Origin of the sequence: Micrococcus sp. HOU01 (genome assembly GCF_035609305.1) — a bacterium.
Lineage (GTDB): Bacteria > Actinomycetota > Actinomycetes > Actinomycetales > Micrococcaceae > Micrococcus > Micrococcus luteus.
In genome coordinates this window covers 941,491-966,477 of record NZ_CP141211.1, presented here as the reverse complement: position 1 = coordinate 966,477, position 24,987 = coordinate 941,491, and the positions used below count along the sequence as shown (strand labels likewise).

At 69.2% G+C, this 24,987-nt stretch carries 28 protein-coding genes and 1 pseudogene; 15 read left to right on the top strand and 14 right to left on the bottom strand.

Annotated elements, in window-relative coordinates; genetic code table 11:
* Positions 1 to 19: 19 nt before the first annotated feature.
* Positions 20 to 1,030, bottom strand: a complete 1,011-nt coding sequence (locus tag SOY78_RS04580) for an NADP-dependent oxidoreductase (protein WP_036316411.1) — start codon at positions 1,028 to 1,030, stop codon at positions 20 to 22.
* A 187-nt stretch (positions 1,031 to 1,217) separates the two neighbouring features.
* Between SOY78_RS04580 and SOY78_RS04575 the strand changes: the two genes are divergently transcribed.
* Positions 1,218 to 2,732, top strand: a complete 1,515-nt coding sequence (locus tag SOY78_RS04575; protein ID WP_217564732.1) for an acetyl-CoA hydrolase/transferase family protein — start codon at positions 1,218 to 1,220, stop codon at positions 2,730 to 2,732.
* Between the two features lie 115 nt (positions 2,733 to 2,847).
* Here the strand turns inward: SOY78_RS04575 and SOY78_RS04570 are convergent, their stop codons facing one another.
* Both SOY78_RS04570 and SOY78_RS04565 read right to left on the bottom strand, forming a co-directional pair.
* Positions 2,848 to 3,273, bottom strand: coding sequence for a hypothetical protein (locus tag SOY78_RS04570; protein WP_095694796.1), 426 nt, complete (start codon positions 3,271 to 3,273; stop codon positions 2,848 to 2,850).
* Positions 3,273 to 3,692, bottom strand: coding sequence for an organic hydroperoxide resistance protein (locus SOY78_RS04565; protein WP_002855232.1), 420 nt, complete (start codon positions 3,690 to 3,692; stop codon positions 3,273 to 3,275). The genes SOY78_RS04570 and SOY78_RS04565 overlap by 1 nt, the downstream gene beginning before the upstream one ends.
* Before the next feature lie 111 nt (positions 3,693 to 3,803).
* Between SOY78_RS04565 and SOY78_RS04560 the strand changes: the two genes are divergently transcribed.
* The gene (locus tag SOY78_RS04560; protein WP_036382885.1) at positions 3,804 to 4,295 is read left to right on the top strand and encodes a MarR family winged helix-turn-helix transcriptional regulator; all 492 of its coding nucleotides are present in this window, start codon (positions 3,804 to 3,806) and stop codon (positions 4,293 to 4,295) included.
* Positions 4,296 to 4,326: 31 nt separating this feature from the next.
* On the opposite strand, the gene SOY78_RS04555 is transcribed toward SOY78_RS04560, so the two are convergent.
* The 4 genes from SOY78_RS04555 to abc-f form a co-directional block, all read right to left on the bottom strand.
* Positions 4,327 to 5,133, bottom strand: a complete 807-nt coding sequence (locus SOY78_RS04555; protein WP_324701858.1) for an alpha/beta fold hydrolase — start codon at positions 5,131 to 5,133, stop codon at positions 4,327 to 4,329.
* Between the two features lie 26 nt (positions 5,134 to 5,159).
* Positions 5,160 to 6,170 (bottom strand): NADP-dependent oxidoreductase, encoded by a 1,011-nt coding sequence (locus SOY78_RS04550; protein WP_170720371.1) that lies wholly within the window; start codon positions 6,168 to 6,170, stop codon positions 5,160 to 5,162.
* Between the two features lie 41 nt (positions 6,171 to 6,211).
* Positions 6,212 to 6,895, bottom strand: a complete 684-nt coding sequence (locus SOY78_RS04545; protein WP_324701857.1) for a type 1 glutamine amidotransferase domain-containing protein — start codon at positions 6,893 to 6,895, stop codon at positions 6,212 to 6,214.
* Positions 6,896 to 6,980: 85 nt separating this feature from the next.
* Positions 6,981 to 8,633, bottom strand: coding sequence for a ribosomal protection-like ABC-F family protein (gene abc-f / locus SOY78_RS04540; RefSeq protein ID WP_036316399.1), 1,653 nt, complete (start codon positions 8,631 to 8,633; stop codon positions 6,981 to 6,983).
* A 210-nt stretch (positions 8,634 to 8,843) separates the two neighbouring features.
* Here abc-f and SOY78_RS04535 point away from each other — a divergent pair, with 210 nt between their 5' ends.
* The 6 genes from SOY78_RS04535 (at position 8,844) to SOY78_RS04510 (ending at position 14,491) form a co-directional block, all read left to right on the top strand.
* Positions 8,844 to 9,932 (top strand): catalase family protein, encoded by a 1,089-nt coding sequence (locus SOY78_RS04535; RefSeq protein ID WP_324701856.1) that lies wholly within the window; start codon positions 8,844 to 8,846, stop codon positions 9,930 to 9,932.
* 53 nt (positions 9,933 to 9,985) lie between these two features.
* Positions 9,986 to 10,681 (top strand): hypothetical protein, encoded by a 696-nt coding sequence (locus SOY78_RS04530; RefSeq protein WP_063190264.1) that lies wholly within the window; start codon positions 9,986 to 9,988, stop codon positions 10,679 to 10,681.
* 1 nt (position 10,682) lies between these two features.
* Positions 10,683 to 12,089, top strand: coding sequence for a Dyp-type peroxidase (locus SOY78_RS04525; RefSeq protein ID WP_063190265.1), 1,407 nt, complete (start codon positions 10,683 to 10,685; stop codon positions 12,087 to 12,089).
* Positions 12,090 to 12,444: 355 nt separating this feature from the next.
* The gene (locus SOY78_RS04520; protein WP_197458599.1) at positions 12,445 to 13,170 is read left to right on the top strand and encodes a histidine phosphatase family protein; all 726 of its coding nucleotides are present in this window, start codon (positions 12,445 to 12,447) and stop codon (positions 13,168 to 13,170) included.
* Positions 13,167 to 13,709, top strand: a complete 543-nt coding sequence (locus tag SOY78_RS04515; protein WP_159833359.1) for a DUF3090 domain-containing protein — start codon at positions 13,167 to 13,169, stop codon at positions 13,707 to 13,709. Before SOY78_RS04520 ends, SOY78_RS04515 begins: the two co-directional genes overlap by 4 nt.
* Positions 13,709 to 14,491: an SCO1664 family protein gene (locus SOY78_RS04510; protein WP_324701855.1), complete on the top strand. Its 783-nt coding sequence runs from the start codon at positions 13,709 to 13,711 to the stop codon at positions 14,489 to 14,491. The genes SOY78_RS04515 and SOY78_RS04510 overlap by 1 nt, the downstream gene beginning before the upstream one ends.
* A 13-nt stretch (positions 14,492 to 14,504) precedes the next feature.
* Here the strand turns inward: SOY78_RS04510 and SOY78_RS04505 are convergent, their stop codons facing one another.
* The 4 genes from SOY78_RS04505 to SOY78_RS04490 form a co-directional block, all read right to left on the bottom strand.
* Positions 14,505 to 14,738 (bottom strand): hypothetical protein, encoded by a 234-nt coding sequence (locus tag SOY78_RS04505; protein ID WP_324701854.1) that lies wholly within the window; start codon positions 14,736 to 14,738, stop codon positions 14,505 to 14,507.
* Positions 14,739 to 14,801: 63 nt separating this feature from the next.
* Entirely contained in the window at positions 14,802 to 15,368 is a 567-nt protein-coding gene (locus tag SOY78_RS04500; protein ID WP_145951335.1) for a mismatch-specific DNA-glycosylase, read from the bottom strand.
* A 1-nt stretch (position 15,369) separates the two neighbouring features.
* On the bottom strand, positions 15,370 to 15,624 hold the full coding sequence (locus SOY78_RS04495) for a Txe/YoeB family addiction module toxin (protein WP_145951334.1): 255 nt from the start codon (positions 15,622 to 15,624) through the stop codon (positions 15,370 to 15,372).
* Positions 15,625 to 15,885, bottom strand: coding sequence for a type II toxin-antitoxin system Phd/YefM family antitoxin (locus SOY78_RS04490; protein ID WP_145951333.1), 261 nt, complete (start codon positions 15,883 to 15,885; stop codon positions 15,625 to 15,627).
* Between the two features lie 154 nt (positions 15,886 to 16,039).
* Between SOY78_RS04490 and SOY78_RS04485 the strand changes: the two genes are divergently transcribed.
* The 5 genes and pseudogenes from SOY78_RS04485 to SOY78_RS04465 form a co-directional block, all read left to right on the top strand.
* On the top strand, positions 16,040 to 17,383 hold the full coding sequence (locus SOY78_RS04485) for an IS256-like element ISMlu11 family transposase (RefSeq protein ID WP_324701926.1): 1,344 nt from the start codon (positions 16,040 to 16,042) through the stop codon (positions 17,381 to 17,383).
* A gap of 147 nt (positions 17,384 to 17,530) precedes the next feature.
* On the top strand, positions 17,531 to 17,674 hold the full coding sequence (locus SOY78_RS04480) for a hypothetical protein (RefSeq protein ID WP_260844579.1): 144 nt from the start codon (positions 17,531 to 17,533) through the stop codon (positions 17,672 to 17,674).
* A complete protein-coding gene (locus tag SOY78_RS04475; RefSeq protein ID WP_260844580.1) occupies positions 17,671 to 18,612 on the top strand; it encodes a GntP family permease in 942 nt (313 codons plus the stop codon). The genes SOY78_RS04480 and SOY78_RS04475 overlap by 4 nt, the downstream gene beginning before the upstream one ends.
* Positions 18,613 to 18,641: 29 nt before the next feature.
* Entirely contained in the window at positions 18,642 to 19,796 is a 1,155-nt protein-coding gene (locus SOY78_RS04470) for a glycerate kinase (RefSeq protein WP_063190207.1), read from the top strand.
* Between the two features lies 1 nt (position 19,797).
* A pseudogene (locus SOY78_RS04465) lies at positions 19,798 to 20,259 on the top strand (hypothetical protein); the annotation flags it as partial.
* 236 nt (positions 20,260 to 20,495) lie between these two features.
* Here the strand turns inward: SOY78_RS04465 and SOY78_RS04460 are convergent.
* Positions 20,496 to 21,476 (bottom strand): hypothetical protein, encoded by a 981-nt coding sequence (locus tag SOY78_RS04460; protein ID WP_127446100.1) that lies wholly within the window; start codon positions 21,474 to 21,476, stop codon positions 20,496 to 20,498.
* Between the two features lie 372 nt (positions 21,477 to 21,848).
* Here SOY78_RS04460 and SOY78_RS04455 point away from each other — a divergent pair, with 372 nt between their 5' ends.
* Both SOY78_RS04455 and SOY78_RS04450 read left to right on the top strand, forming a co-directional pair.
* On the top strand, positions 21,849 to 22,322 hold the full coding sequence (locus SOY78_RS04455) for a Pycsar system effector family protein (protein ID WP_324701853.1): 474 nt from the start codon (positions 21,849 to 21,851) through the stop codon (positions 22,320 to 22,322).
* A 7-nt stretch (positions 22,323 to 22,329) separates the two neighbouring features.
* On the top strand, positions 22,330 to 23,061 hold the full coding sequence (locus SOY78_RS04450; RefSeq protein WP_324701852.1) for an adenylate/guanylate cyclase domain-containing protein: 732 nt from the start codon (positions 22,330 to 22,332) through the stop codon (positions 23,059 to 23,061).
* Positions 23,062 to 23,070: 9 nt separating this feature from the next.
* Here SOY78_RS04450 and SOY78_RS04445 read toward each other — a convergent pair whose 3' ends face one another.
* Entirely contained in the window at positions 23,071 to 23,766 is a 696-nt protein-coding gene (locus tag SOY78_RS04445) for an adenylate/guanylate cyclase domain-containing protein (RefSeq protein WP_063190224.1), read from the bottom strand.
* A 116-nt stretch (positions 23,767 to 23,882) separates the two neighbouring features.
* Positions 23,883 to 24,968: a redox-regulated ATPase YchF gene (ychF, locus tag SOY78_RS04440; RefSeq protein ID WP_063190225.1), complete on the bottom strand. Its 1,086-nt coding sequence runs from the start codon at positions 24,966 to 24,968 to the stop codon at positions 23,883 to 23,885.
* Positions 24,969 to 24,987: the final 19 nt, after the last annotated feature.

Here is a 24,987-nt window from a genome sequence, read left to right as displayed (position 1 = left end):
GCGCCGACGCGCCCGCCGGTCAGAACTCGAGCAGCACCTTGCCCTTGGCATGGTGGGATTCGAGACGCTCGAACGCCTGCTCCCAGTCGGCCAGGGGGTAGCGGCTGTCCACGGTCACGGCCAGCTCGCCGGCGTCCACGAGCCGAACGAGCTCGGCCAGGCCCGCCCCGTCCGGATGCATGAGGAAGAACTCGTAGGTCACCCCGGCCTTCTTCGCGGCCCGGCGCACCTTCGCACTGGCCACCCGGGAGACGACGGCGGCCAGCGGCCGACGCGACGGGCGCGCGGTCTCACGAAGGCTGCCGGGGCTCGGCGGGCCCGCGATGGTCACCAGCCGGCCGCCGGGCTCGATCGAGCCGAGCAGCTCGGCCATCTGATCACCGCCGATGAGGTCGAACACCTTGTCGAAGCGTTCGCCCCCCTCTGCGACGGTGCGGGCGCGATAGTCGATCACCGCGTCGGCGCCGGCCTCGCGGACGTACGGCTCACCCGCCGCGGAGGCGGTCACGGTCACGTGCGCGCCGCGCAGGTGTGCCAAGCGCGTGGCGATCAGCCCGACGCCGCCGGCGGCCCCGGTGATCAGCAACCGCTCCCCGGGCTGCAGGTCCAGGTGCTCCGGGCCGAGTGCCTGCTGGGCGGTCAGGCCGGCGAGCGGCAGGCCGGCCGCGTCCGTCAGGGGCATGCGGGCGGGCGCGGCGGCCACCCAGTCCGCGCGCACCGCGGCCAGCTCGGCGAACGCCCCGTGGCCGGAGGGGTCCACGCGGGTGATCACCGCGTCACCCGGGGCGAACGCGGTCACCCCGGCGCCCACGGTCTCGACGATGCCGCTGAGCTCGTTGCCGGCGACCGTGGGGAAGTCGTCGGGGGCGATGGCCTTGAAGTCGCCTTCGCGATGCATCGCGTCGACGGGGTTGAGGCCGACCGCGCGGGTGCGGATCAGCACCTCACCGGCGCCGACCGTGGGGGCGGGGACGTCGGTGAGGGCCATGGCCTCACGGCCGCCGTAGGACTGGAGGACGAGTGCTCGCATGACGCCGAGCCTAGGCGCGCCGCCCCGGAGTGCCGAGCCCTGTTCGCCGTCGTCGATCACGCAGGTCGGGCTCGGCGACCTCCGGCGTGATCATCCCCACGGCCACCCGTGACGCGGGTACGCTGATCGCTGTTCCACGTCACAGCGCTCTCGCTCGACTCGTCTCACCCGCACGGAGGCCTCACCCATGTCGTCCCGCATCCACCACCCCGGCCTCCGGTCGAAGGTGATGTCCGCCGCGGAGGCGGCGGCGTTCATCCAGCACGGCACCACCGTGGGCATGAGCGGGTTCACGGGGTCCGGCTACCCGAAGGCCGTGCCGACGGCGCTGGCCGAGCGGGCCAAGGAGCTGCACGCGCGCGGCGAGGAGTTCCGCATCAACCTCCACACGGGGGCGTCCACCTCCGCGGAGATGGACGGTGCGCTGGCCGAGGCGGACGCCGTCGCGCTGCGCACCCCGTTCCAGTCGGACCCGACGATGCGCGCCAAGATCAACGCGGGCGCGATCGAGTACATCGACACACACCTGTCCCACCTGGCGCAGACCGTGTGGAACGGCTTCTACGGGCCCATGACCACCGCGGTGATCGAGGTGTCCGGGATCCGCGAGGACGGCCGTCTCGTCCCCAGCTCCTCCGTGGGCAACAACAAGTCCTGGATCGACCTGGCGGATCAGGTGATCCTCGAGGTCAACTCGTGGCAGAGCGAGGACCTCGAGGGTCTGCATGACGTCTACTATGGCACCGCGCTGCCCCCGCACCGCACGCCGATCATGCTCACCCACCCCGCGGACCGCATCGGTGAGACGTACCTGCGGTGCGATCCGGCCAAGGTGGTGGCCGTCGTCGAGACCCACGCCCCGGACCGGAACTCTGCCTTCAAGCCCGCCGACGCGGACTCGATCGCGATCGCCCAGCACCTCGTGGAGTTCTTCGAGCACGAGGTGGCCCAGGGCCGGTACGACGAGCGACTGCTGCCGCTGCAGTCGGGCGTGGGCAACATCGCGAACGCGGTGATGTCCGAGCTGGTGAAGTCCCGGTTCACGGGCCTGTCCGCGTTCACCGAGGTGGTGCAGGACGGCATGCTCGACGCCCTGGACTCCGGCACCCTGGCGACCGCGTCCGCGACCGCGTTCTCCCTGTCCACCGAGGCCGCCGAACGGTTCAACGACAACGCCGCGAAGTATCGGGACAAGCTGATCCTGCGCACCCAGGAGATCTCCAACCACCCCGAGCTCGTGCGTCGCCTCGGCATCCTCGCCATGAACGGCATGCTCGAGGCCGACCTGTACGGCAACGTGAACTCCACGCACCTGATGGGCACGAAGATGATGAACGGCCTCGGCGGCTCCGGCGACTTCGCCCGCAACGCGTTCACCTCGTTCTTCCTCACCCCCTCCACGGCCAAGGGCGGGGACATCTCCTGCATCGTGCCGATGGTCTCGCACGTGGACCACACCGAGCACGACGTGCACGTGGTGGTCACCGAGCAGGGACTGGCCGACCTGCGCGGCCTCTCCCCCAAGCAGCGCGCCCGCACGATCATCGACACGTGCGCGCACCCGGACTACAGGGATCCGCTGCGGGACTACTTCGACCGCGCGATGCGCGGGTCGGACGGCCTGCACACCCCGCACCTGTTGGGCGAGGCCCTGTCCTGGCACCAGCGCTTCCTCGAGACCGGGACGATGCGTCACGGCTGACGGCCCGCCGGACCGGACACCTGCGGAACGGGCCGCGCCTCGCGACGGGTTGACGTCATGCCGGCTCCGGGCACGTGCCCGGAGCCGGCCCAGGGCCGCAGGACCGGCGACGGCGTCAGCCGCGCCCGCCCTGCTCCCGCTCGGGGATTCCCGCGGCCCACAGGGCGGCCGCGATGAGGGCGGGCTGGCCGAACAGCCGCGCCAGGCGGCGGCCGTCGGTGTCCAGCCCGAAGCCGTCCTTGCGCTCGGCGTACTGCCCGATGTTCCCGGGGTAGATCGCCGTGTAGAAGGCCGCCAGGGCGGTGCCGGTCAGGCGGCGCTGCCCGGGGAGCGCCAGGAGAGCGGCCCCGAGGCCGATCTCGGCCACGCCGGATCCGAGCACCACGAGGTCCGCCGGGAGCGGGACCCACGAGGGCACCTGGGCGCGGAACTCACGGCGCGCCACGGTGAGGTGGGACAGCCCCGCGGCGGTCATGAACCCGCCGAGGCCGAGGCGGGCGGCGGTCTGGGAGAGGGGGGCGGACTGCCGGCGCTTCGTCATCACGCCTCCCCGAGCTCGAGGACGACGTCGATGTTGCCCCGGGTGGCGTTCGAATAGGGGCACACCTGATGCGCCTGCTCCATGAGGGCGCGGGCCTGGTCCGCGGGGACGTTGGGCAGCACGACCTCGAGGGTGACCTCCAGGCCGAAGCCCTCACCCTGGCGGCCGATGCCCACGCGCGCGCCGACGGAGGAGTCGGTGATGTCGGCACGGGAGGCCCGGGCGACCATCTGCAGGGCCGAGTGGAAGCACGCGGCGTAGCCGGCGGCGAACAGCTGCTCGGGGTTGGTGCCCTGGCCGGAGCCGCCCATCTCGGTGGGCACCGCGAGGTCGAGGTCGACCCGCCCGTCGGTGGTGCGGACATGGCCGTCGCGGCCGGCGCCGGTGCTGAGCGCCTCGGCGGTGTAGATGGTCTCCATGAGAGGTCCTTTCATCCGCCCGCCCCGTGCGGGACGAGTCGGCTCCAGCCTGCCACCCGGTTAGGTCGCGCGCAACCAAGTCGCTCCCCAGCGACCACTAGAATCGCTCCCATGGATGCCGCGCCGACCCCCAGCCTCGCCCTCGAGGACCAGCTCTGCTTCGCCCTGCACCGGGCGGCGCGCGCCGTCACGCGCGGCTACGGCCCCCTGCTCTCCCGCCTCGGCCTCACCTACCCGCAGTACCTCGTGATGCTCACCCTGTGGCAGGTGGAGAGTGACGCCTCGGCTGAGACGGAGGCGTCGACGTCGGACGCCGCCGGCGCGCTGGGGGTCGGCGCGCTGCGGGACCGGCTCGGCATGGACAACGGGACGATCACACCCCTGGTGCGGCGCCTGGCCGGCATGGGGCTCGTCACGCGGGAGCGCGACGTCCACGACGAGCGACGCGTGCTGGTCCGGCTGACGGACGAGGGACGAGCGCTGCGGGCGTCCGCCCGGACGGTCCCGGTGGACGCCCTCACCCGGATCCCCCTCGACACCACCGAGCGCCAGGTCCTCATGGACCTGCTGAACCGGATCACCGAGGCCGCCGGGCCGCGCTGAAACGGCGGGAGCGGCCCGCGCGGAGCGCGGGTCAGCGCACCCGGTCCAGGATCGCCCGGGCGACGGCGTCCGCCTCGCGCTCGGGCAGCCAGTGGTCCGCGTCGAGCGCCACGAACCGGTACTCCCCCGCCGCCTGCCCCGCCGTGAGCTCGGCGGCCCGCGGCCCCAGGGCCGCGTCCCGGGTGCCCCACACATACGTGGTGGGGACCGACACGGGCGCGCTGCTCGTGGTGGTCACCAGATCCGGGTTCGCCCGATACCAGTTCACCGGGCCGCGCAGGCTCTGCGGGGTGGAGAACCGGCGGGCGTAGTGCTCCGCCCCGGGGACCTGCCCCCGTTGCAGCAGGGAGCCCAGCCGTCGGGCGAGGATTCGTTCGGGGAGGGCCGGCGCCTGGAAGGCGGCGATGTACCAGCTGCGGCGCAGCTGGTCCGGGCCGCGCAGGGCGCGGGCCAGGGCGGCCGGGTGCGGCGTGGACAGGACCGTCAGGGACGCGACGCGCTCGGGGTGGGCGGTGGCCAGCGCCCAGGCGACGGCGCCACCCCAGTCATGGCCGACGACGTGGACGCGCCGCGCCCCCGCCGCGTCCGCCAGCGCGACGGCGTCCCCCACGAGCGCCGGGAGGCGATAGGCCGCCGTCGCCCGCGGAGCGGCCCCCGGGGAGTAGCCGCGCTGATCCGGGGCGAGGGTGCGCAGCCCCGCGGCGTGCAGCAGCGGCTCGACATGCATCCAGGACGTGGCGTCCTGCGGGAAGCCGTGCAGCAGCAGGACCACCTCCCCCTCGGCCGGGCCGCCGTCGCGGACGTCGAAGGTCAGGCCCTGATGCCGGAAGGTGTCCATGCCGCCCCCGAGTGCGCCGTCGCCCGTCACAGCCGGACGAGCATCTTCCCCGTGTTGGCACCCTCGAGCAGGTCGATGAACGCCTGGGGTGCGTTCTCCAGACCCTCCCGGACGGTCTCGTCCCACTGGATCTTCCCGGCGGCGACCCACGGGCCCACGCGCTCCAGGAACTCGGGGCGGACCTGCGCTGCGTACTTCTGCAGGACGAAGCCGCGCAGGGTCAGGCACTTGCCGATCGCCAGGGCGAGGTTGCGCGGGGCGGCCGGCGGCTCCGTCGAGTTGTACTGGGCGATCGCGCCGCACATCGCCACGCGGCCGTCGACCCGCATCGCGGCGATGGCGGCCTCGAGGTGGTCGCCGCCCACGTTGTCGAAGTAGACGTCGATGCCCTCCGGCGCCGCCTCAGCCAGCAGATCGGTGGGCGAGCCGTCGTGGTAGTCGAACGCGGCGTCGAAGCCCAGCTCCTTCACCCGCGCCACCTTCTCGGGCGTGCCCGCCGAGCCGACCACGCGCGAGGCGCCCAGCAGGCGGGCGATCTGGCCGGCGACCGAGCCGACGGCCCCCGCGGCGCCCGAGATGAAGACGGCGTCGCCCTCCTGCATCTCGGCCACGTGCACGAGGCCGGTGTAGGCGGTCAGACCCGTCATGCCCAGCACGCCCAGGTAGGTGCCGTCCGAGAACTGGGAGGTGTCCACGGCCTGGACGGTGTCGCCGTCGAGGACGGCGTGCTCGCGCCAGCCGCGGCCGTGGAGCACGGACGTGCCCTCCGGCACGTCCGTGTGGCGCGAGGCGATCACGGTGCCCACCGCGCCGCCGTCGAGGGGGGCGTCGAGCTGGAACGGGGGCACGTAGGACTCGACATCGTTCATGCGGCCGCGCATGTACGGGTCCACGGACATCACGGTGTTGCGCACGAGGACCTGGCCCTCGGCGAGCTCGGGGAGCTCGACCTCCGTGAGACGGAAGTTCTCCGGCGTCGGGGCGCCGTGGGGGCGGGAGGCGAGGTGGATCTCGCGCGTGCGGGTGGGGGTGCTCATGGTGGTCTCCTCGGGGTCGGGGCGGCGGGCTCGGTGGAGGGTCAGCGCGCGAGCAGGTCCAGGAGGCGGCGGGCGGCGTCGGCGGAGGAGGCCGGGTTCTGGCCGGTCACCAGGGTGCCGTCCGTGACCACGAAGCTCTCCCCGTCCGGGCCCTTGCGGTAGTCCGCGCCGGCGGCGATCAGCGCGTCCTCGACGAGGAACGGGACGACGTCCGTCAGCTGGGCGGCCTCCTCCTCGCCGTTGGTGAACCCGGCGACCTGACGGCCGCGCACGAACGGGGTGCCGTCGGCCGCGGTGATCGGGTGCAGGATCCCGGGCGCGTGGCAGACGAGGCCGAGCGGGCGCCCGGCCGCGTCGCTGTCGAGGATGATCCGCGTGGAGTCGGCGTCGGACACCAGGTCCCACAGCGGGCCGTGACCGCCCGGGTAGAAGACGGCGTCGAACCCGTCCACGTCCACCCGGGCCAGGGGCGTGGTGTGGGCCAGGGCGGCCTTGGCCTCCTCGTCCTGGTCGAACCGGCGGGTGGCCTCGGTCTGCATCTCCGGCTGCGAGCTCGTCGGATCGATGGGCGGCTGGCCGCCGCGGGGCGAGGCGAGGGTGACCTCGTGGCCGGCGTCCGTGAAGACGTAGTAGGGCGAGGCGAACTCCTCGAGCCAGAACCCGGTCTTGCGGCCGGTGTCGCCCAGCTGGTCGTGCGAGGTGAGGATCATCAGGATGCGGGACATGTCTGGGGCCCTTTCGTCGGTGGGGACTGAACTCTCATGGTCGTACACAACCGAATCTCGGGCAAGGGTGACGGTGCCCGGGTCGTCAGCGCTCCGTCACCCGCCCGTCCTGGACCTGCCAGCGACGGTCGGTGCGGACGGTGTCCAGCATGCGGCGGTCGTGGGTGACGAGCAGCAGGGCGCCCTCATAGGTCTCCAGGGCCTGTTCGAGCTGCTCGATGGCCTCCAGGTCCAGGTGGTTGGTGGGCTCGTCGAGCACCAGGACGTTCACCCCGCGGGCCTGGAGCAGGGCCAGGGATGCCCGGGTGCGCTCGCCGGGCGAGAGCTCGTCCACGGGGCGGTTCACGTGGTCGGCCTTGAGGCCGAACTTGGCCAGCAGGGTGCGCACCTCCCCGGAGGCCATCTCGGGCACGAGCGCCTCGACGGCCGCGGCGAGCGGGACGGTCCCGGCCAGCAGCGAGCGCGCCTGGTCGATCTCCCCGATCTGCACGCTGGACCCCAGGGCGGCCGTGCCCTCGTCCGGGGCCTGGCGGCCCAGCAGCCCGCGCAGCAGGGTGGACTTGCCGGCCCCGTTGGGCCCGGTGATGCCGATCCGCTCCCCCGCGTTCACCTGGAGGGACACCGGGCCGAGCGTGAAGCCTCCCTGCCGGAAGACGGCGTCGTTGAGGGTGGCGACCACCGAGCTGGAGCGCGGCGCCGCACCGATGGTGAACTCCAGCCTCCACTCCTTGCGCGGCTCCTCCACCTCCTCCAGGCGCGCGATGCGGCTCTCCATCTGCCGGACCTTCTGGGCCTGCTTCTCGCTCGACTCACTGTTGGCCCTGCGGCGCAGCTTGTCGTTGTCCGGGGACTTCTTCATCGCGTTGCGCACGCCCTGGCTGGACCACTCCCGCTGGATGCGGGCGCGGGAGACGAGGTCCTGCTTCTGCTCGGCGAACTCCTCGTACTTCTCCCGGGCCTGGCGGCGCAGGGTGGCCCGCTCCTCGAGGTAGGCCTCGTAGCCGCCGCCGTAGACGCGGTTGGTGCGCTGGGCGAGGTCGAGCTCCAGGACGCGGGTGACGCAGCGGGCCAGGAACTCGCGGTCGTGGCTCACCAGCACGACGCCGCCGCGCAGCTCCTGCACGAAGGCCTCCAGGCGGGTCAGACCGTCGAGGTCCAGGTCGTTGGTGGGCTCGTCCAGGAGCACGACGTCGAAGCGGGAGAGCAACAGCGCGGCGAGGCCGACGCGGGCGGCCTGCCCACCGGAGAGGGAGGTCATGAGGACCTGTTCCGGGGAGGCGGAGAGGTCGAGGCCGAGGTCGGCCAGGACGGCGGGGATGCGCTCCTCCAGGTCCGCGGCGCCGGAGGCCAGCCAGCGGGTGAGGGCGGTGTTGTAGCGGTCTGCGGCGGCGTCCGTGACGTCCGGGTCCGCCAGGCCCGAAGCGGAGGCGTCCATCTCTCGAGTGGCCTCGGCGCAGCCGGTGCGGCGGGCGATGTACCCGGCGACCGTCTCCCCCGGCACCCGCTCGCGCTCCTGCGGCAGCCAGCCCACGAACGCGTCGGCCGGGGCCAGGCTGACCGTGCCGGCCTGCGGCGCGAGGTCCCCGCCGAGGATGCGCAGCAGGGTGGACTTGCCCGCGCCGTTGGCCCCCACGACGCCGACGACGTCCCCGGGCGCGACCGTGAGGTCCAGATCCTCGAAGAGCGTGCGGTGACCGTGGCCGCCGGCGAGGCCGGAGGCGACAAGGGTGGCGGTCATGCTTCTCCTGGCTCGAGTGCGCTTCCCTGGGGCGGGTCACCGCCACACTGTCACAGATCCCCCGGGGCACCGCCCCCGGGCCCCGACTCCCAGACCTGCGGCGCGCTTCCTTCCTTGCCCTGACAGGGGGAGAGTCATAGCGTCGCCAGGGTCAGGTGCGCGGCTCCGCGCGGCGCACACGGCGCTCCAGAGAGGGAAGGCAGAGCACTGATGACTGAACCGGTGAAGTACACGCCCGACATCGAGCATTCGGTCGACCGCGAGGAGGACCTGACCCGCGAGATCCTGGCCCAGATGGGCGCGGCACAGCGCCGCGCGGCGGGAGAGCACAAGCACGCCCACCGCGACGCCCACGCCAAAAGCCACGCCGTCCTCAAGGCCACGCTGGAGGTGCACGAGGGCCTGGCTCCCGAGCTGGCGAAGGGCATCTTCGCCCGTCCGGGCACCTACGAGGCGGTGGCGCGGCTCTCCTCCGCACCCGGGGACATCCACACCGACCGCACTCCCGCCCCGCGGGGCTGGGCCTTGAAGGTGCTGGGGGTGGAGGGCAAGCGGCTGCTGCCGGATCTGGACAGCCACAATCAGGACTTCCTCATGGTGAACTTCCCGACGCTCGCCTTCGGCACCGTGGCCCGCTACAAGGAGATGCTGAGCCTGCTGGAGAAGAACTCCCAGTCCCCCGAGCTGCTGCAGCGCCTGACGACGGGCGCCGCGCGCGTGGTCCGGGGTGCGGTGGAGACCGTCGGGGGGACCCCCAGCGCCACCCTGGAGGGCCTGGGGCGGGACAACGCCCACGTCCTCGGCGAGACGTACTTCACCCAGGGCGCCCTGCGCTACGGGGACCACGTCGCGAAGATCTCGCTGGCCCCGGCGTCCGAGAACGTGCGCACCCTGACCGGTCAGGACATGAAGGTGGAGGACTTCTCCTCGATCAGCGAGATCGTCGCCGACTTCTTCTCGCGTGAGAGCGCAGAATACGTCCTGCGGGCGCAGCTGGCGACCGACCCGGAGCGCATGCCGGTGGAGGACGCCTCCGTCCTGTGGGACGAGGAGGAGGCCCCGCACCAGCCCGTCGCCACCCTGCGCATCGAGGCGCAGGAGAGCTACAGCCATCCCCGCCGCGTCTACGGCGACGACGCCCTCACCTTCAACCCCTGGAACGGCGTGGTCGAGCACCAGCCGTTGGGCTCCATCATGCGCGTCCGCAAGCGCGCCTATGAGCAGTCCACTCGCTTCCGCCACGAGTTCAACGACCGCCCGGCCCCCGAGCCGTCGTCGCTCGACGACATCCCGGGCTGATCCCGGCCCCACCCCTCACCATTCACCCCAAAGGATTCTCGAAGGAGGACCTCATGACTGACCGCCCCGACCCCCGACTGCAGGACGAGAGCCGCCTCGACGCCGTCAAGCGCGCCGTCGAGGACGTCGCCCAGGACGCCCCCACGCTGGCCAAGATCGCCCTCGAGGCGATGATCCGTGAGCACAACCCGGACCTGTCCGGCACCGCCGACTCCGCCGGCCGCGTGGGGATGCGCTCGGGCAAGGTCTCGGAGCTGACCGCGATCGCCCGCCTCAAGCCGGGCGGCGCCGAACGGCTGCAGCGCATCTTCGACCTGACCCGCGGCAACATGGACGGCGCCCAGCGCGTGTCCACGCTGCACGACATGCGCTTCGTCTTCTTCGACGACAACACCCGCATCCTCTTCGCCACGGCCTACGACGGCGACTGGGACGCGTACATCAACGACTTCGCCACCAAGATCCCCGAGCTGATGGACCTCCTCTTCCAGAACGTGGAGGGGTGGCCGGGCATCGACAGCCCGACCGTGAAGGACTTCATCGCCGACCACCAGATCACCGCCTCCGGGTGGTTCGTGGCGAACCCGCAGGTCACCGTGGTGGACACGCGTCGACTGCAGCGCACCGAGGACGCGGTGAACACCTTCCTGGACCAGATGGCCGGGCGCACCGACCTGGACGAGGACACCGCGGCCGCCCTGAAGCAGCTCACCGACACGATCTCCACCCCCGAGGCGGTGGACTACTGAGATGGGCGTGCTCAAGGACCTGAAGGAACGTTTCGATCGGGAGCGGGTCGAGCTGGACCTGGACGACATCCAGGGCCTGGTGCTGCGGTCGCGGCCTGAGCCCTACGTCGGCGCCCACGCCATGCTGACCGTGGAGGAGGCCGAAGGCGGTCGGGACTTCGTCCGTCGCCTGGCCGAGTACGTGACCTCCGCGCAGGACTGGGCCGACGACCTGCAGTCCTGGACCGGCGTGGCGATCAGCTATGCCGGCCTGCGCGCCCTGGGGCTGCCCGAGGACTCCCTGTCCAGCTTCCCGCTGCCCTACCAGCAGGGGATGGCCGCCCGCGCTCAGCAGCTCATGGACACCGGGCCGAACGCCCCGGAGCACTGGGACGAGGCGTTCACCCAGGACGCCTGCCACATCGCGCTGACGATCTACGCGGCCGACGCCGACGCCCTGGACGCCGCCTTGGACCAGGCGGAGAAGGTGCTGGAGCACTCCACCGGAGTGACCCTGGTGGCCACCCACCGGTTCGGGGTCGACGAGCTGAACAAGAACCCCTTCGGCTTCCGGGACTCCATCTCGCAGCCGACGGTGGCCGGCAGCGGGGTGCGGCCTCAGCCGGGCCAGGAGCGCTCCATCTCCGCCGGCGAGTTCATCCTGGGCGAGAACAGCGAGACCGGCTCCCCGCTGGCCGTGCCGCAGCCGGATGTGCTGGGCCGCAACGGGACCTACGTGGTGCTGCGCAAGTTCGCCAGTCGGGTGGGCGCCTTCAACGAGTACCTGGCCTCGCAGAGCCCGGACCCGGAGGAGCAGCACCGGATCGCCGCGAAGATGTTCGGCCGGTGGCGCAGCGGCGCCCCGCTGGTGCTCTCCCCGGACCACGACGACGAGGAGCTGGGCAACGACCCGGAGCGGCGCAACGACTTCACCTTCGAGGACGACCCGAAGGGCCTGATGTGCCCGCACTCCAGCCACATGCGTCGCCTCAACCCGCGGGACAGCGACCTGTCGATCATGACGGACGTGAACATCAAGCGGATCATCCGGCGCTCCTCGACCTACGGTCCCGGGTGGTCGCCGGAGGTGACCTCGGCCGACGACGCGAAGGAGGACCGCGGGATCTACTTCATCTTCATCAGCGCCCGGGCCTTCGACACGATCGAGTTCATGCAGCAGGAGTGGATCAACGGAGGCAACTTCGTCGACCTCGGCTCCGAGCGGGACCCGATCGTCGGTCTGCACGAGGACGACCCGACGCAGGGACGGTTCACCATCCCCGCCGAGCCGGCCCGCAAGCGCATCGACGGCATCACCACCTTCAACCGGATGGCCGGGGGCGAGTACCTCTTCATGCCCTCGCTCAGCGCCCTGCGGTGGATCGGTGAGGCGGGCTGGACCTCCGAGCAGTCGGACGCCGAGGCGTGATGCAGCCCCCGTCCCCGGGCGGCCCCGCAGGCGCCCAGCCGTAACAGGTGAACCTCGACTGGCTGCGGGGCGGCCCGGGCCGCGGCCACGTGGCTGAGCTCCCTGCCCGGGGACGAGGACGGCGTCCGGGGCAGGGGCGGCTGGCGCGCCGACCCGGGCGAGCAGCCCGGCGCGGACGACCACGCCGTCCTGCTGCTCACCTCGGCCGGTGAAGACGTGGCGGACGGGTTGGAGGACGCCGCCGACGACGTCCACGCGGCGATGGCCGCCGTCGAGGGCCTCACCCTGCGGTGGACTCCCCTGTCCCGTGACCCGTCCCGCTGAGGCGCGTCCGCCCCGTCAGTAGGCTGGAGTGATGGCGACGGTACTTCTCGTGCGGCACGGCCGCACCACGGCCAACGCGACCGGACTGCTGGCGGGCCGCACCCCCGGGGTCAGCCTGGACGACCACGGACGGGAGCAGGCGGCCCGCACCGGGGATCGGGTCGCGGCCGTGCCCGTGGCCGCGGTGGTGGCCAGTCCCCTGGAGCGGTGCGCGCAGACGGCCCGCGCACTCCTCGATCGCCAGTCGGGGGCGGTGCCCTCGCTGGTCGACGACGACCTCACCGAGTGCGACTACGGCCAGTGGCAGGGGCGCGCGCTCAGCGACCTGGCCACCGAGCCCCTGTGGGCGACGGTGCAGACCCAGCCGTCCGCCGTCGTCTTCCCCGGTGGGGAGTCCATGGCGGGCATGCAGGCCCGCGCGGTGGCGGCGATCCGCCGGCACGACGCCGCGGTCGAGGCCGAGCACGGGCCCGGGGCGGTGTGGGTGGCGGTGAGCCACGGGGACGTCATCAAGTCGATCCTGGCCGATGCGCTCGGCACGCACCTGGATCTGTTCCAGCGGATCGAGGTGGGACCCGCCTCCGTGTCCATCGTGAGCTACGGCCCGAACCGCCCGCGGGTCTGGGCGATGAACACCGACGCCGGGGACCTGTCCTGGCTGGCGACCCTCGGCCCGTCCGACGACGCCCCGGTGGGCGGCGGCGCAGGCACGGGCGCCGGTGCAGTGGACGAGCAGACGCCTAGGATCGTGGCATGACTGATGCACCTGCCCCCGCCCATGAGTTCGACTGGCCGGATCGGGTCGTGATCGGGACGCTCGGGCGTCCCGGCGCCCGCACGTTCTACCTGCAGGTGCGCACCGGGCCCCGGCTGGTGAGCCTGGCGCTGGAGAAGCAGCAGTCGGCCCTGATGGCGGAGATGATCGACGAGATCCTCGACGATCTCATGGCGCTGGAGGGCAACCCGCACAGCGTCCCGGCCAGCACGCCCGTGGAACTCGTGGACAACGATCCGCTGGACCCGGTGCAGGAGTGGTTCCGGGTGGGGGCCATCGGCCTGGGCTGGGACCCCACCACCGCGCAGGTGCTCATCGACGCGCACCCGCTCTCTGACGACGACGCCGACCCGGCGCCCGAGGCGGACGCCGAGGCCGTGCGCGTGCGGATGCCCGTCGGCGCCGCCCGGGCGTTCGCGCGGCGCACCCGGGAGGTCGTGGACGCCGGGCGACCGATCTGCTCGGACTGCGGCCAGCCCATCGACCCCGACGGCCACGACTGCACCCTCCCCGACTCCTGATGAGCGCCGCGGACGTGCCCGCCCGTGAGCTGATGGCCGAGGAGCTGACGCTCACCGGCCGCATCACGACGGCGTCCAACGCCACGTTCCTCGGCGCGATCGGTGACACCCCGGTGGTCTACAAGCCGGTGGCCGGCGAGGCCCCGCTCTGGGACTTCCCCGCCGCAACCCTGGCCCGCCGCGAGGTGGCCGCGCACCTGGTGTCCGAGGCACTGGGGTGGGATATCGTGCCGCGCACGTGGCTGCGCGACGGCCCCTTCGGCGAGGGCATGGTGCAGCTCTGGCAGGAGCAGGATCCTGGGCAGGACGCCGTGGACCTGTTCCCGGCGGACGAGGTGCCGGCCTCGGGATGGCTCACGATCCTGGAGGGTGAGGACGAGGACGGGAACCGGCTGGTCCTGGCCCATGAGGACTCGGCGGCGTTGCGCCGCATGGCGGTGTTCGACGTGATCGTCAACAACGCCGACCGCAAGGGCGCCCACATCCTCGCCATGCCCGGCGGGCACCGCCACGGCGTGGACCACGGGCTCACCTTCCATGTGGCGGACAAGCTGCGGACCGTGCTGTGGGGCTGGTTGGGCGAGGTGCTGAGCGAGGAGGAGCGCGACGGCGTCGGCCGGGTTCTCGAGGGACTTGCTGGCGAGCTGGGGCGGGGGCTGGCGGGGTTGCTCAGTGCCGAGGAGATCAGCGCCCTCGCGGAGCGTTGCGCCGCCTTGTTCGACGACGGGCGTTTCCCGGCCCCGAGCGGGCTGACGCCGGCCGTGCCCTGGCCGCTCTTCTGACGGGCCTGAGGCGTCAGCGCGTCCGGCTGATCGTGAAGTCCAGCGAGTTCTCGCCGGCGCCGCCGAGGATCGGCCCGGAGACGGGGAAGGGCAGGTCCTGGAACGCGTTGCCTGACACGGAGATCTCGCAGCTGCGCAGGGTGGTGCCTGTGGAGCACGTCGAGGTCCACGTCCGCGTCTGGCAGCCGACGAGGGCCGCAGCGGTCAGGCCGAGGCCCAGGAGCGAGGTGGTGACTCGTGTGCGCACGACGCCCACCCGATCGGAGATCCCAGCGGGCGTCCAGCGCGGCCGCAGGGACGGCGGGTGCACTCAGTCCACGAGCCCCGCCGCGGCACCGGCCGCGCGGTAATCCGCGGCGAGCGAGTCCAGGGTGGCGTGAGCGTTGAGCCCGCTGGGGTTCGGCGCCACGAACAGCCGCGTGCCCGGCCACGGCGTCTGCTGCTCCCCCAGCGCCGCCTTCGGGCGTCCGAACGCCTGCCGGTAGGCCGTCACACCCAACACGGCGACGACGGCCGGCGCGTGCGCGGCCACAAGCGCGGCCAGGCGGGCGGGGGCGGCGGCGAGCTCCTCCGCGGTGAGCTCGTCGGCGCGGGCGGTGGCCCGCGGGACGAGGTTGGAGATCCCAATGCCGCGGGCGTGCAGCTCGGCGAGGTCCTCGGCCTTGTAGCCGTCGGAGGCGTCGATCAGGTGCCGGGTGAGCCCGGCACGGTGCAGGGCTGGGTAGAAGCGGTTGCCGCGGCGGGCGAAGTGCGCACCGGTGGCGGCGGTCCACAGGCCGGGGTTGATGCCGATGAACAGCAGCCGCAGCGGGTCCGGCAGCAGGTCGGGGACGGTGCGGTCGCGGAACTGCTGAAGCTCAGCCTGAGTGAAGCGCATGTCAGTAGTGATACCTCGACTGGAGGATGATCAGGTTCTCGCCGTCGACGAGGTAGACGAGCCTGTGCTCCTCCGTGATGCGCCGGGACCATGCCCCGGCCGCGCCGTACTTCAGCTGCTCGGGCTTGCCGATCCCCTCGAAGGGATCACGCAGGGCGGCATCGATGAGGGTGTTGATCCGTTGGAGGACCTTGCGGTCCGTGGTCTGCCAGTGCGTGTAGTCCTCCCAGGCGGAGCGGTCCCACACGAGGCGCACTCAGGCGTCCCCGTCCAGGCGGTCCAGTGCGTGCTCCTCCATGCTCCCTGCGCGGGCGCGCTCGTAGGCGTCCAGCAGCCGGCGGGCGTTGGCCGGGGAGCGGAACAGGTAGGCGGTCTCCTGCCAGGCGGCGTACTCGTCCGCGGGCATGAGGACGGCGTTGCCCTTGCGGGAGACGATCTCCACGGCCTCGCGGTCCGCGTTCACTCGCTCGATGAGCGGGAACAGGGTCTTGCGGGCTTCACTGGCACTGATGGACATGGGGGCCTCCTCAGGCGCGTGGTGGTACCTGCTTATGGTACCAGTCGGTGAGGTGGAACTCAGGAGGCACCCTGCGGGATGCAGAGGACCATCGAGAGGGCGTGTCAGATGGTCTGTGTAAGCCGTACCGAGAGGAACGGTAAGAATCATGACCATGATCGACGAGAAGAACCCAGGCGAGCCCTCGGGCCAGGACCTGGTCGAGCAGCTGAAAGCCTCAGGGCAGCTTGATTCCCTATTCGCGCAGATCGACGCGGGCGGCGTCGAGCTCACCGGTGACGGCGGGTTCGTGCCCGCGCTGGTCAAGGCCGCGCTCGAGCGGGGCCTGCAGGCCGAGCTGACCAGCCATCTGGGCTACGAGAAGGGCTCGAGCGAGGCGCTGAAGCACGCCAACTCCCGCAACGGGACCACCCCGAAGACCGTGGAGTCCGAGGTCGGGCCGATCGAGCTGGACGTCCCGCGAGACCGGGGCGGGTCGTTCACCCCGCGCCTGGTGCCCAAGGGCCAGCGGCGCCTCGGGGGCCTGGATGACATGATCATCAGCCTCTATGCCGGCGGAATGACGATCCGGGACATCCAGCACCACCTGGCCTCCACGATCGGCACGGACCTGTCGCACGAGACGATCTCCAACATCACCGACGCCGTGAGCGAAGAGGTCCTGGCGTGGCAGTCGCGGCCGCTGGAGGAGTTCTATCCGGTGATCTATCTCGACGCAATCCGGATCAAGATCCGAGAGAACAGCCAGGTCCTCAACCGTGCCGCCTACATCGCCGTCGGCGTGGACCTCGAGGGCATCAAGCACGTGCTGGGGATCTGGGTCCAGGACACCGAGGGCTCGGCGTTCTGGGCCCACGTCTGCGCCGATCTCGCCAACCGGGGCGTGCAGGACGTGCTGATCGTGTGCTGCGACGGGCTCAAGGGCCTGCCGGAGGCGATCGAGGCGACGTGGCCGGACTCGATGGTCCAGACCTGCGTGGTTCACCTGATCCGGGCCGCGATGCGGTTCGTGGCCTACCAGGACCGCAAGAAGGTCGCCGCCGCGCTGAAGCCGATCTACACCGCCCCCAACGAAGAGACCGCGAGGAAGGCGCTGGCCGAGTTCGAGGCCTCCGAGCTCGGCACGAAGTACCCGTCTGCAGCCGCGACCTGGGCGAACTCCTGGGAGCGGTTCATCCCGTTCCTGCAGTTCCCACCCATGCTCCGCAAGGTCATCTACACAACCAACAGCATCGAGTCGCTGAACTTCCAGCTACGGAAGGTGACCAAGAACCGCGGCCACTTCCCCTCGACCGAGGCGGCGGTGAAGCTGCTCTGGCTGGCGATCTGCAACATCGAAGACAAACGCGCCGCCGAACGCGCTCGGGACCGGGGCAAACCCGCCGGCCAGCGCAAAGCCCAGGGCCGGCTCGTCGAAGGCCAGGCCGTCACGAACTGGAAGCAGGCCCTCGCCCAGCTCGCCGCGGCCTACCCCGACCGGATCAACCCCTACCTGTGACCACCCCGCTTACACAGACAAGTTGACACGCCCCATCGAGACGGCCGAACCCTGTTCGCCAGAACATCGCCGCTGAAGTCCCATCGGTCCTACTCTGGCTGGAATCCCGTGCCGCACAAAGGACTCCCGATGACTGGAATACCGTTCTTGCTCGTCTTCATCCTGGCCATCGCCCTGATGATCGTCATGATCTCCAGATGGAAGATCCACCCCTTCCTCTCGATCATGGTCGTCGACAAGCGCTCCGCAAGGCCCTGGCCCGTCGCACCGGGGCGTCACCCGTGGCGATGACCGTGGCCCTGGCGGCAGGTCTGTACACCTCGCACGTCTTCATTCCGCCGACCCCGGGGCCCATCGCAGCCGCCCAGAACCTCGGCATCGGTGACCACCTCCTGTTGGTGATCGGCCTCGGCGTCCTCGTCTCGATCCCCGCACTCCTCGTCGCGTACCTGTACGCCCTCTACATCGGCAAGCGGGTGAGCTCCCCCGAGGAGACCGGCACGGAGGATGCGGATGAGCTCGAGGCCGCCTACGACGCGCTTCGCCGGTCCTACGGGCGGATGCCTGGGACCGCTGCGTCCTTCGCGCCCATCATCGCCCCCATCCTGCTCATGGCTCTCGGCTCGCTCGCATCCGTCCTGAAGTGGACCGGCCCCGCGGGTGACTTCGCCCGATTCCTCGGCACGCCGATGATCGCGCTCGCCGTCGGAACCCTCTGCGCAGTCGGCGTGCTGTTCAGCGTGCGCCGTGGCGAGACGTTCTACGACCTGACAGAGGAGACCCTCCGGGTTGTCGGCCCCATTCTGTTCATCACGGCGGCCGGCGGTGTGCTGGGGCGCGTCATCGCCGCCACCGACCTCGTCACCTTCATCGAGAGCAACGCTGCGCAGTTGTCGGTCATCGGACTGTTCTTCCCCTTCCTCGTCTCGGCCGTCCTGAAGACCGCGCAGGGCTCCTCCACCGTGGCCCTCACGACCACGTCGGCCATGGTCTTCCCGATGATGCCTGCATTGGGCTTCGAGACCCCGGTGGCCAGCGCGCTCGTGGTCATGGCCATCGCGGCCGGCGCCATGACCGTCTCCCACGCCAACGACTCGTACTTCTGGGTGGTCACCAACTTCAGCGGCATGACGCCCTCGCAGGGTTACCGCACCCAGACGATGGTCACGCTCCTGATGGGACTCACCTCCATCGTGTTCATCTGGATCCTCGGCCTCGTCCTCGTCTGACCCCGTCACCTGACCTAGGAGATCCACGCGTGCAGCGCATCATCGTCATCCCAGACTCGTTCAAGGGGGCCCTGTCGTCGCGGGAGGCGGGCTCCGCGATCGCGACGGGTCTCGCGTCGGTCACCGACGCCGAGGTCCTCGTGGTGCCCATCGCCGACGGCGGGGAGGGCACCGTCGAGGCCTTCGTGGCTGCCGCAGGGGGCACCTTGCGATCCGCGACCGTCTGCGGGGTGTTCTACGGCGAACGCGTGCCTGTCCACTACGGACTGATCGAGCCGGACGTGGCGGTGGTCGATACAGCCTCATGTGCCGGGCTCCCGCTCGCCTCCGGACGCGAGGACACGGGACGGGCCACGACGTTCGGGGTCGGCGAGCAGATCCTCGACGCGGTGTCCGCTGGCGCGCGCAGAGTCATCGTCGGGGCCGGCGGGAGCGCCACGACGGACGGCGGCACGGGCGCTGCCGCGGCCCTCGGCGTCCGGTTCCTCGACGCCGCAGGTGAGGAGTTCGTCCCGACCGGCGACACCCTCACCCGGATTGCGCGGATCGACTCCACCCCGGCACGAGACCGGCTCCGCGACGTCGACGTGGAGGTGATGTGTGACATCAGCAACCCCCTCACGGGATCGCAGGGTGCAGCCCACGTGTTCGGCCCCCAGAAGGGGGCGGATCCTGCATCAGTGGCGAGCCTGGACACCGGGCTGGTCCATCTCGCGGGCATCGTCGAGCGAGACCTCGGGGTCGCGATCGATGCGCTTCCCGGTTCGGGGGCGGCGGGAGGTCTGGCCGGTGGCCTGCACGCCTTCATCGGGGCCACCTTGAAGCCGGGCATCGACGTCGTCCTCGAGACGGCGGGTTTCCACGACCTCGTGAAGACCGCTGACCTCGTCATCACCGGGGAGGGGCGCATAGACGGCCAGTCTTTGGCCGGGAAAGTGCCGGTCGGCGTGGCCCAGGCCGTGCGCGCAGCCGGCCGTGCGATCCCGGTGATCGTCCTCGCCGGCTCCGTGGGACAGGACGCGGACACCCTCTACGACGAGGGCATCACCGCGATCGTGCCCATTGGCCGCGGGCCCCAGGACCTGGCGACAGCGATCCGCCGTACGGCAGAGGACCTGACGGCGACCGCCCGCGACCTCGGGCGGCTGGTGATGGCCTGCTCCCCCACCGGGCTCACACGTTGAGGAGGGTGAGGACGGGCAGGGCCTCGTCCTTGCCCACGAGGACTCGGCGGCGCTGCGCCGGATGGCAGTGTTCGACGTGATCGTGAACAACGCCGACCGCAGGGAACGCGCAGATCCTCGCCATGCCCGGCGGTCATCGGTGCGGCGTGGGCCACGGGCTCACGTTCCATGTGGAGGACAAGCTGCGGACGGTGCTGTGGGGATGGCTGGGCAAGGCGCTGAGCGAGGAGGAGCGCGACGGCGTCGCCCGGTAGTCGCGGGGCTCGACGGTGAGCTGGGGCGGGGCTGGCTGAGTTGCTGGGTGCCGCGGAAGTCGAAAGCCCTTGCCGAACGCTGTGCCCAGTTGCTCGACGACGGACGGTTCCCTGCCCCGAGCGGCCTGACGCCAGCGGAGCCCTGGCCTCTTTTTTGCGACCCGCAATCGTCGAACCTGGCGCCCACCCGCTGGCCTGACGTGCACTGAAAAGCAAATGGGGAACCGCGTAACGAACACAATGCGATTAACGACCAACTCGTGAATCCTCCGACCGAGAGATTAGTTGACCACGCCCCGCCCGGCATTCGTCACACCGTAGGTAGTTGGCGGCGCAAGAATGGGACTCGCAGGTAGGGCGACTGCCCACCACGCACTACGCCGCAACGATGGCCCGCATGCCGCCGCTTATCGTAATGAAAATGCAGATCCCGGGTGCCCCCATCTCAACCCTTCAGATCATCGGGCGCAAATCCTTTGAGCCCCAAGACCCAAGAAGGTGTTTTAACGTCCGGCTCAGAATCAGGACCGAAGGCGCGTTCTGCAAGGCGGTCTCGTACTTGCGGCCACGGGCACTTGGACATCTCTCCACCTTCAACACTGAGCTGCACAATATCGCCCATTCGCCTAATGACTGCATGTTGCACTTCAGGGTCCTCGTCCCGTGCCAGCTCAGTTACGTCCCGCCAACCAGTATCTCCAAAACGTACAACTTCTCCCCTCGGCGACGTGATCGTTGCCAACCAATTCGTTGTCGAAATTTCCGCGGTGAACTCACTTTCATCTGCCTGCTCACCTTCTCGGAGAATTCGACGTGACGCGCCTCGAAGGGCTAGCCGAACTGAGCTCTTCGACTCGACGCCGTCAGCTACAGCGCCGAGCATTTTCCTCTCATGCAAGTGACCAGCGACAATAACTTCATGGACACCCCGAATAATTTCACCCCACTGCGCTCCCGACCCTAGAGACTCCGTATCGGTTCGTTCGAGGTAGTTTACAAATTCTCCCAAATTATCCCCGCACAGCATGAGGCCCTCGGCGAGAGCACTAAGGTCGTCGAGATTAACCTCTTCTACTTTGGGACGCCTACTACGGAACCGTCGAACCTCCGAATCGGCACGCCAATCGTAATATGAATGAACCGCTCGGTCACGGTCACTGTTAAGTTGGCTAGCCTGTTTCAAAACCTGACTCGGGATTGCACCCGACGGAAGAGGATCATCAAGCGGAATCCCGAGATTTGTAGCAAGCTTTTTTACAAGAGTACACTTTGCATCAAGTGAGCGATCACCCACAAGCAACTGCACCCTGCTTTCGGAAATGGGCTTCAGCAAGCAGATCAGCACCTGCACTAGCCACTCATCCAAGCGCGCTTGAGCGATAGCAATAAGGCCAATTCTATTAGCTAGATCGTCTTGATTTTCCACATCGCTCCTTATCGAATACACAAATTAGGCCCCGTCACACGTTGAACCGGAACTCCACCGAGTTCCGGCACATACCAACCTATGGATCGACAGGTGGCGCGTCCGCCGCGGTCGCCCTGCAGCCGCGGGGGCAGGAGTGCAAACCGTTTCAAGCCCTACCCTATGGCTGCCAGCTGATGGGCCCCACTTGAGACACGCGGGTAATGGAGGGCCCTGAAGCATGTATGTCGACCTTAGTACCCTAGAGCTATGTTTCGAATGCCGTCCTGGCGCGGTGGACGACGGGCCACCGGGGGCCATCCGCACGATGCGACCACGTCCTTCAGCTCGCCCGAACCGAACCCGGATCACGCATGGAAGACACTCGCATTGATGAACGAGTGGATTCGCCACTCGGATACGAAGGCTGGCGTAACACTGGCCTTCACTGGGGTGATGGCAACGACGACGTTCAACCTCGCAAGCGACTTTACTCCTTGGACTGCGTTGTGCGACACTCTCGTTGTCATCGCCTGCTTCTTGCTTCTCCTTACCGGCGCTATGTGCGGATGGACGCTGACACCGAGAGTGAAGGACAAGGATGCAGATGGGGACGCGATCAACAGGCTATTCTTCGCCAGCATCGATCGAAATTTCAGGGGCAAGCGACAGGAGTACAGCGAGGTTCTCAATACACTGACCGCTGATCCTGTCGAGCTGACGAAAGATCTCGCTGACCAGATACATGTCAATGCTCGGATTGCCACGACAAAAGCAACCGCCGCAAAGTGGGCCATCCGGTGCGCTCTCGCTGCAGGAGCCGCGATCGCAGTCCTGGCTCTCGTTGTCGGCATCACGAACAGCTAGGACGCAAATGGACGGCAACTACAGACCGTATGACTGGACGGCCAGTTCGGCCCGAATCAAAGCGATCCTGGATCAGCCGGCGGGAGCGTACGAGGAGGTAGACGGGCTCCCTGACCGGGACAAGCTCACGTTCTCCAACGGCTTCTATGGCATGTGCTCGGCGATTTTCATTGACATCCGAGACTCGTCCGGCCTGACATCGAGGCACACGAGGCCCGTTCTTGCGAAGATCTACCGGTTGTTCATCTCGGAAATGGTCGCAGTCCTAAATTCCGACTCCTATGTGCGCGAGGTAAATATCGTCGGCGACTGCGTGTGGGCCTCCTACAAGACGACGCAGGTCAACCACATCGACGACGTGTTCGCCATCGCAGCGCAGGCGAATACGCTCCTGAAGCTCCTCAACCACCACTATGAAAAGGCAGGGATCACCCAGCTCAACATCGGCATTGGCGTCGAGTACGGCCGGGTCCTCATGATCAAGGCGGGGTACAGCGGCAGCACGATCAACGACGTCGTGTATATGGGCGACGTCGTCAACAGGGCAGCCCATCTGGCGCATCTGGCGGGGCGCGGTTGGGGATCGAGCCCGATCGTCGTCGGCGACGTCTTCTACTCGAACCTGAACGAGAACAACCAAGGCCTACTCCGACCGCAGTGGACGTCTGGCAGCGGAACCGTGTACCAGGGAGATCCCATCATCCCGCCGATGGACGAGTGGATCAGCTCTCTACGTTGACATCCGGCATCAGACCGACCACCAGAACGTCGACCCGTAGATCCGATAGCCCATGTCGGAGGTCCCCAGGTCAGTCCACATGTTCCGCTTCGGATCACCCCCGAGCTTCGAGCTCTCATTCAGTCTGCTGTAGACGTCGGCTGTGATGTATGTCGGGTAGCGAGGATCGAGCGCGGCCAGCTTTGCCGCATTGTTTGCCGCGTTCCCAACCCACACCAAGTCATTGCTGCCTCGGATGCCTGTTCGGGCGACGAAAAGCTTCGAGGTATCGATGCCAACCCGCTGCTTGAGCACGAAGGTGCTCTTCGGGTACTTCTCGGCGATCTTCGCTGCCACGATTTTCTTCGATGCCCAGTTGATCTGCAGCCCGCACTTCGCGGCGTCGGTGTTCTTCGAGTCACCGATGAACACACCCATGACACGGTCCCCGTCGTAGGCAGTGATGATGCCGCCCCGTGCTCGAATGATCTTCGCTGCACAATAGAGATAGCTCTTGTAGACCTCCGCAGCGAACCAGTCCCTGTGACCCTTGACCATCTTCGTCGACGACGCAAGATCCGCGTAGAGGACGGTTGCGTCGAGCTCGACCGCAAGGTTCTTCAGCGGCAGGTCATCGGCGTCGGGCACTTTCTGGCCCGCGCGACGCTCCCACTGCTGGTCGACGGTCTTCTGGACGTACGCGTCCAGTTCATCTTTCAGACTCATGTCGAGCCTCCTCCCCCGCGCCCACTCTAACCGTTCGTTTGATCAGCTTGGTCGATGGGCAGCGTGAAAGGGTCGCAACAATAGGCCTGTTCGCGACCTGTCACTTACGCCAGAGGTTATACGTTGAACCGGAACTCCACCACGTCGCCGTCCTTCATCACGTAGTCCTTGCCCTCCATGCGCACCTTGCCGGCAGCCTTGGCATCAGCCATAGAGCCGGCGGCGACCAGATCATCGAAGCTCACGATCTCCGCCTTGATGAAGCCGCGCTGGAAGTCGGTGTGGATCACGCCGGCGGCCTCCGGAGCGGTCGCGCCGACGGGGATGGTCCACGCGCGCGTCTCCTTCGGACCCGCCGTCAGGTACGTCTGCAGGCCGAGGGTGGAGAAGCCCACGCGAGCCAGCTGGTCCAGCCCGGACTCGTCCTGCCCGGCCATCTCCAGCATCTCGGCGGCCTCCTCCGCGGAGAGCTCCACGAGGTCGGACTCGAGCTTGGCGTCCAGGAACACGGCGTCGGCGGGGGCCACCAGATCGCGCAGCTCCTGCTGCTTGGCCTCGTCCCCCAGCACACCCTCGTCGGAGTTGAACACGTAGATGAACGGCTTGGCGGTGAGCAGGCTCAGCTCCCGCAGCCGGTCCATGTCCAGCTTGTCCTTGTCCTTCGCGGCGAAGATCGTCTCGCCCCGCTCCAGCACCGCGAGCGCGGCCTTGAGCGCCTCGAGGTCGGCGGGCTCCTTCTTCTTGCCCTTGACTTCCTTCTCGACGCGCGGGATCGCCTTCTCCACGGTCTGCATGTCCGCGATGATCAGCTCGGTGTTGATGGTCTCCATGTCCGAGGCCGGGTCCACCTTGCCGTCCACGTGGACGACGTCGCCGTCGTCGAACGCGCGCACCACCTGGGCGATCGCGTGGGCCTCGCGGATGTTCGCCAGGAACTGATTGCCCAGGCCCTCCCCCTCGGAGGCGCCCTTCACGATGCCGGCGATGTCCACGAAGGACACCGTGGCCGGCAGGATGCGCTCGGAGCCGAAGATCTCGGCCAGCTGGGGCAGCCGCTCGTCCGGCAGGTTCACCACGCCCACGTTCGGCTCGATCGTCGCGAACGGGTAGTTCGCCGCGAGCACGGTCTGGCGCGTCAGCGCGTTGAACAGGGTCGACTTGCCCACGTTGGGCAGTCCCACGAATCCGATAGTCAAAGCCACAGTCCGGCAGTCTACCGGC

Bases quoted from the DNA above. Each gene is read 5' to 3' on its own strand.
- SOY78_RS04580 (WP_036316411.1), bottom strand. From the start codon at position 1,030: ATGCGAGCACTCGTCCTCCAGTCCTACGGCGGCCGTGAGGCCATGGCC.
- SOY78_RS04575 (WP_217564732.1), top strand. From the start codon at position 1,218: ATGTCGTCCCGCATCCACCACCCCGGCCTCCGGTCGAAGGTGATGTCC.
- SOY78_RS04570 (WP_095694796.1), bottom strand. From the start codon at position 3,273: ATGACGAAGCGCCGGCAGTCCGCCCCCCTCTCCCAGACCGCCGCCCGC.
- SOY78_RS04565 (WP_002855232.1), bottom strand. From the start codon at position 3,692: ATGGAGACCATCTACACCGCCGAGGCGCTCAGCACCGGCGCCGGCCGC.
- SOY78_RS04560 (WP_036382885.1), top strand. From the start codon at position 3,804: ATGGATGCCGCGCCGACCCCCAGCCTCGCCCTCGAGGACCAGCTCTGC.
- SOY78_RS04555 (WP_324701858.1), bottom strand. From the start codon at position 5,133: ATGGACACCTTCCGGCATCAGGGCCTGACCTTCGACGTCCGCGACGGC.
- SOY78_RS04550 (WP_170720371.1), bottom strand. From the start codon at position 6,170: ATGAGCACCCCCACCCGCACGCGCGAGATCCACCTCGCCTCCCGCCCC.
- SOY78_RS04545 (WP_324701857.1), bottom strand. From the start codon at position 6,895: ATGTCCCGCATCCTGATGATCCTCACCTCGCACGACCAGCTGGGCGAC.
- abc-f (WP_036316399.1), bottom strand. From the start codon at position 8,633: ATGACCGCCACCCTTGTCGCCTCCGGCCTCGCCGGCGGCCACGGTCAC.
- SOY78_RS04535 (WP_324701856.1), top strand. From the start codon at position 8,844: ATGACTGAACCGGTGAAGTACACGCCCGACATCGAGCATTCGGTCGAC.
- SOY78_RS04530 (WP_063190264.1), top strand. From the start codon at position 9,986: ATGACTGACCGCCCCGACCCCCGACTGCAGGACGAGAGCCGCCTCGAC.
- SOY78_RS04525 (WP_063190265.1), top strand. From the start codon at position 10,683: ATGGGCGTGCTCAAGGACCTGAAGGAACGTTTCGATCGGGAGCGGGTC.
- SOY78_RS04520 (WP_197458599.1), top strand. From the start codon at position 12,445: ATGGCGACGGTACTTCTCGTGCGGCACGGCCGCACCACGGCCAACGCG.
- SOY78_RS04515 (WP_159833359.1), top strand. From the start codon at position 13,167: ATGACTGATGCACCTGCCCCCGCCCATGAGTTCGACTGGCCGGATCGG.
- SOY78_RS04510 (WP_324701855.1), top strand. From the start codon at position 13,709: ATGAGCGCCGCGGACGTGCCCGCCCGTGAGCTGATGGCCGAGGAGCTG.
- SOY78_RS04500 (WP_145951335.1), bottom strand. From the start codon at position 15,368: ATGCGCTTCACTCAGGCTGAGCTTCAGCAGTTCCGCGACCGCACCGTC.
- SOY78_RS04490 (WP_145951333.1), bottom strand. From the start codon at position 15,885: ATGTCCATCAGTGCCAGTGAAGCCCGCAAGACCCTGTTCCCGCTCATC.
- SOY78_RS04485 (WP_324701926.1), top strand. From the start codon at position 16,040: ATGATCGACGAGAAGAACCCAGGCGAGCCCTCGGGCCAGGACCTGGTC.
- SOY78_RS04475 (WP_260844580.1), top strand. From the start codon at position 17,671: ATGACCGTGGCCCTGGCGGCAGGTCTGTACACCTCGCACGTCTTCATT.
- SOY78_RS04455 (WP_324701853.1), top strand. From the start codon at position 21,849: ATGAACGAGTGGATTCGCCACTCGGATACGAAGGCTGGCGTAACACTG.
- SOY78_RS04450 (WP_324701852.1), top strand. From the start codon at position 22,330: ATGGACGGCAACTACAGACCGTATGACTGGACGGCCAGTTCGGCCCGA.
- SOY78_RS04445 (WP_063190224.1), bottom strand. From the start codon at position 23,766: ATGAGTCTGAAAGATGAACTGGACGCGTACGTCCAGAAGACCGTCGAC.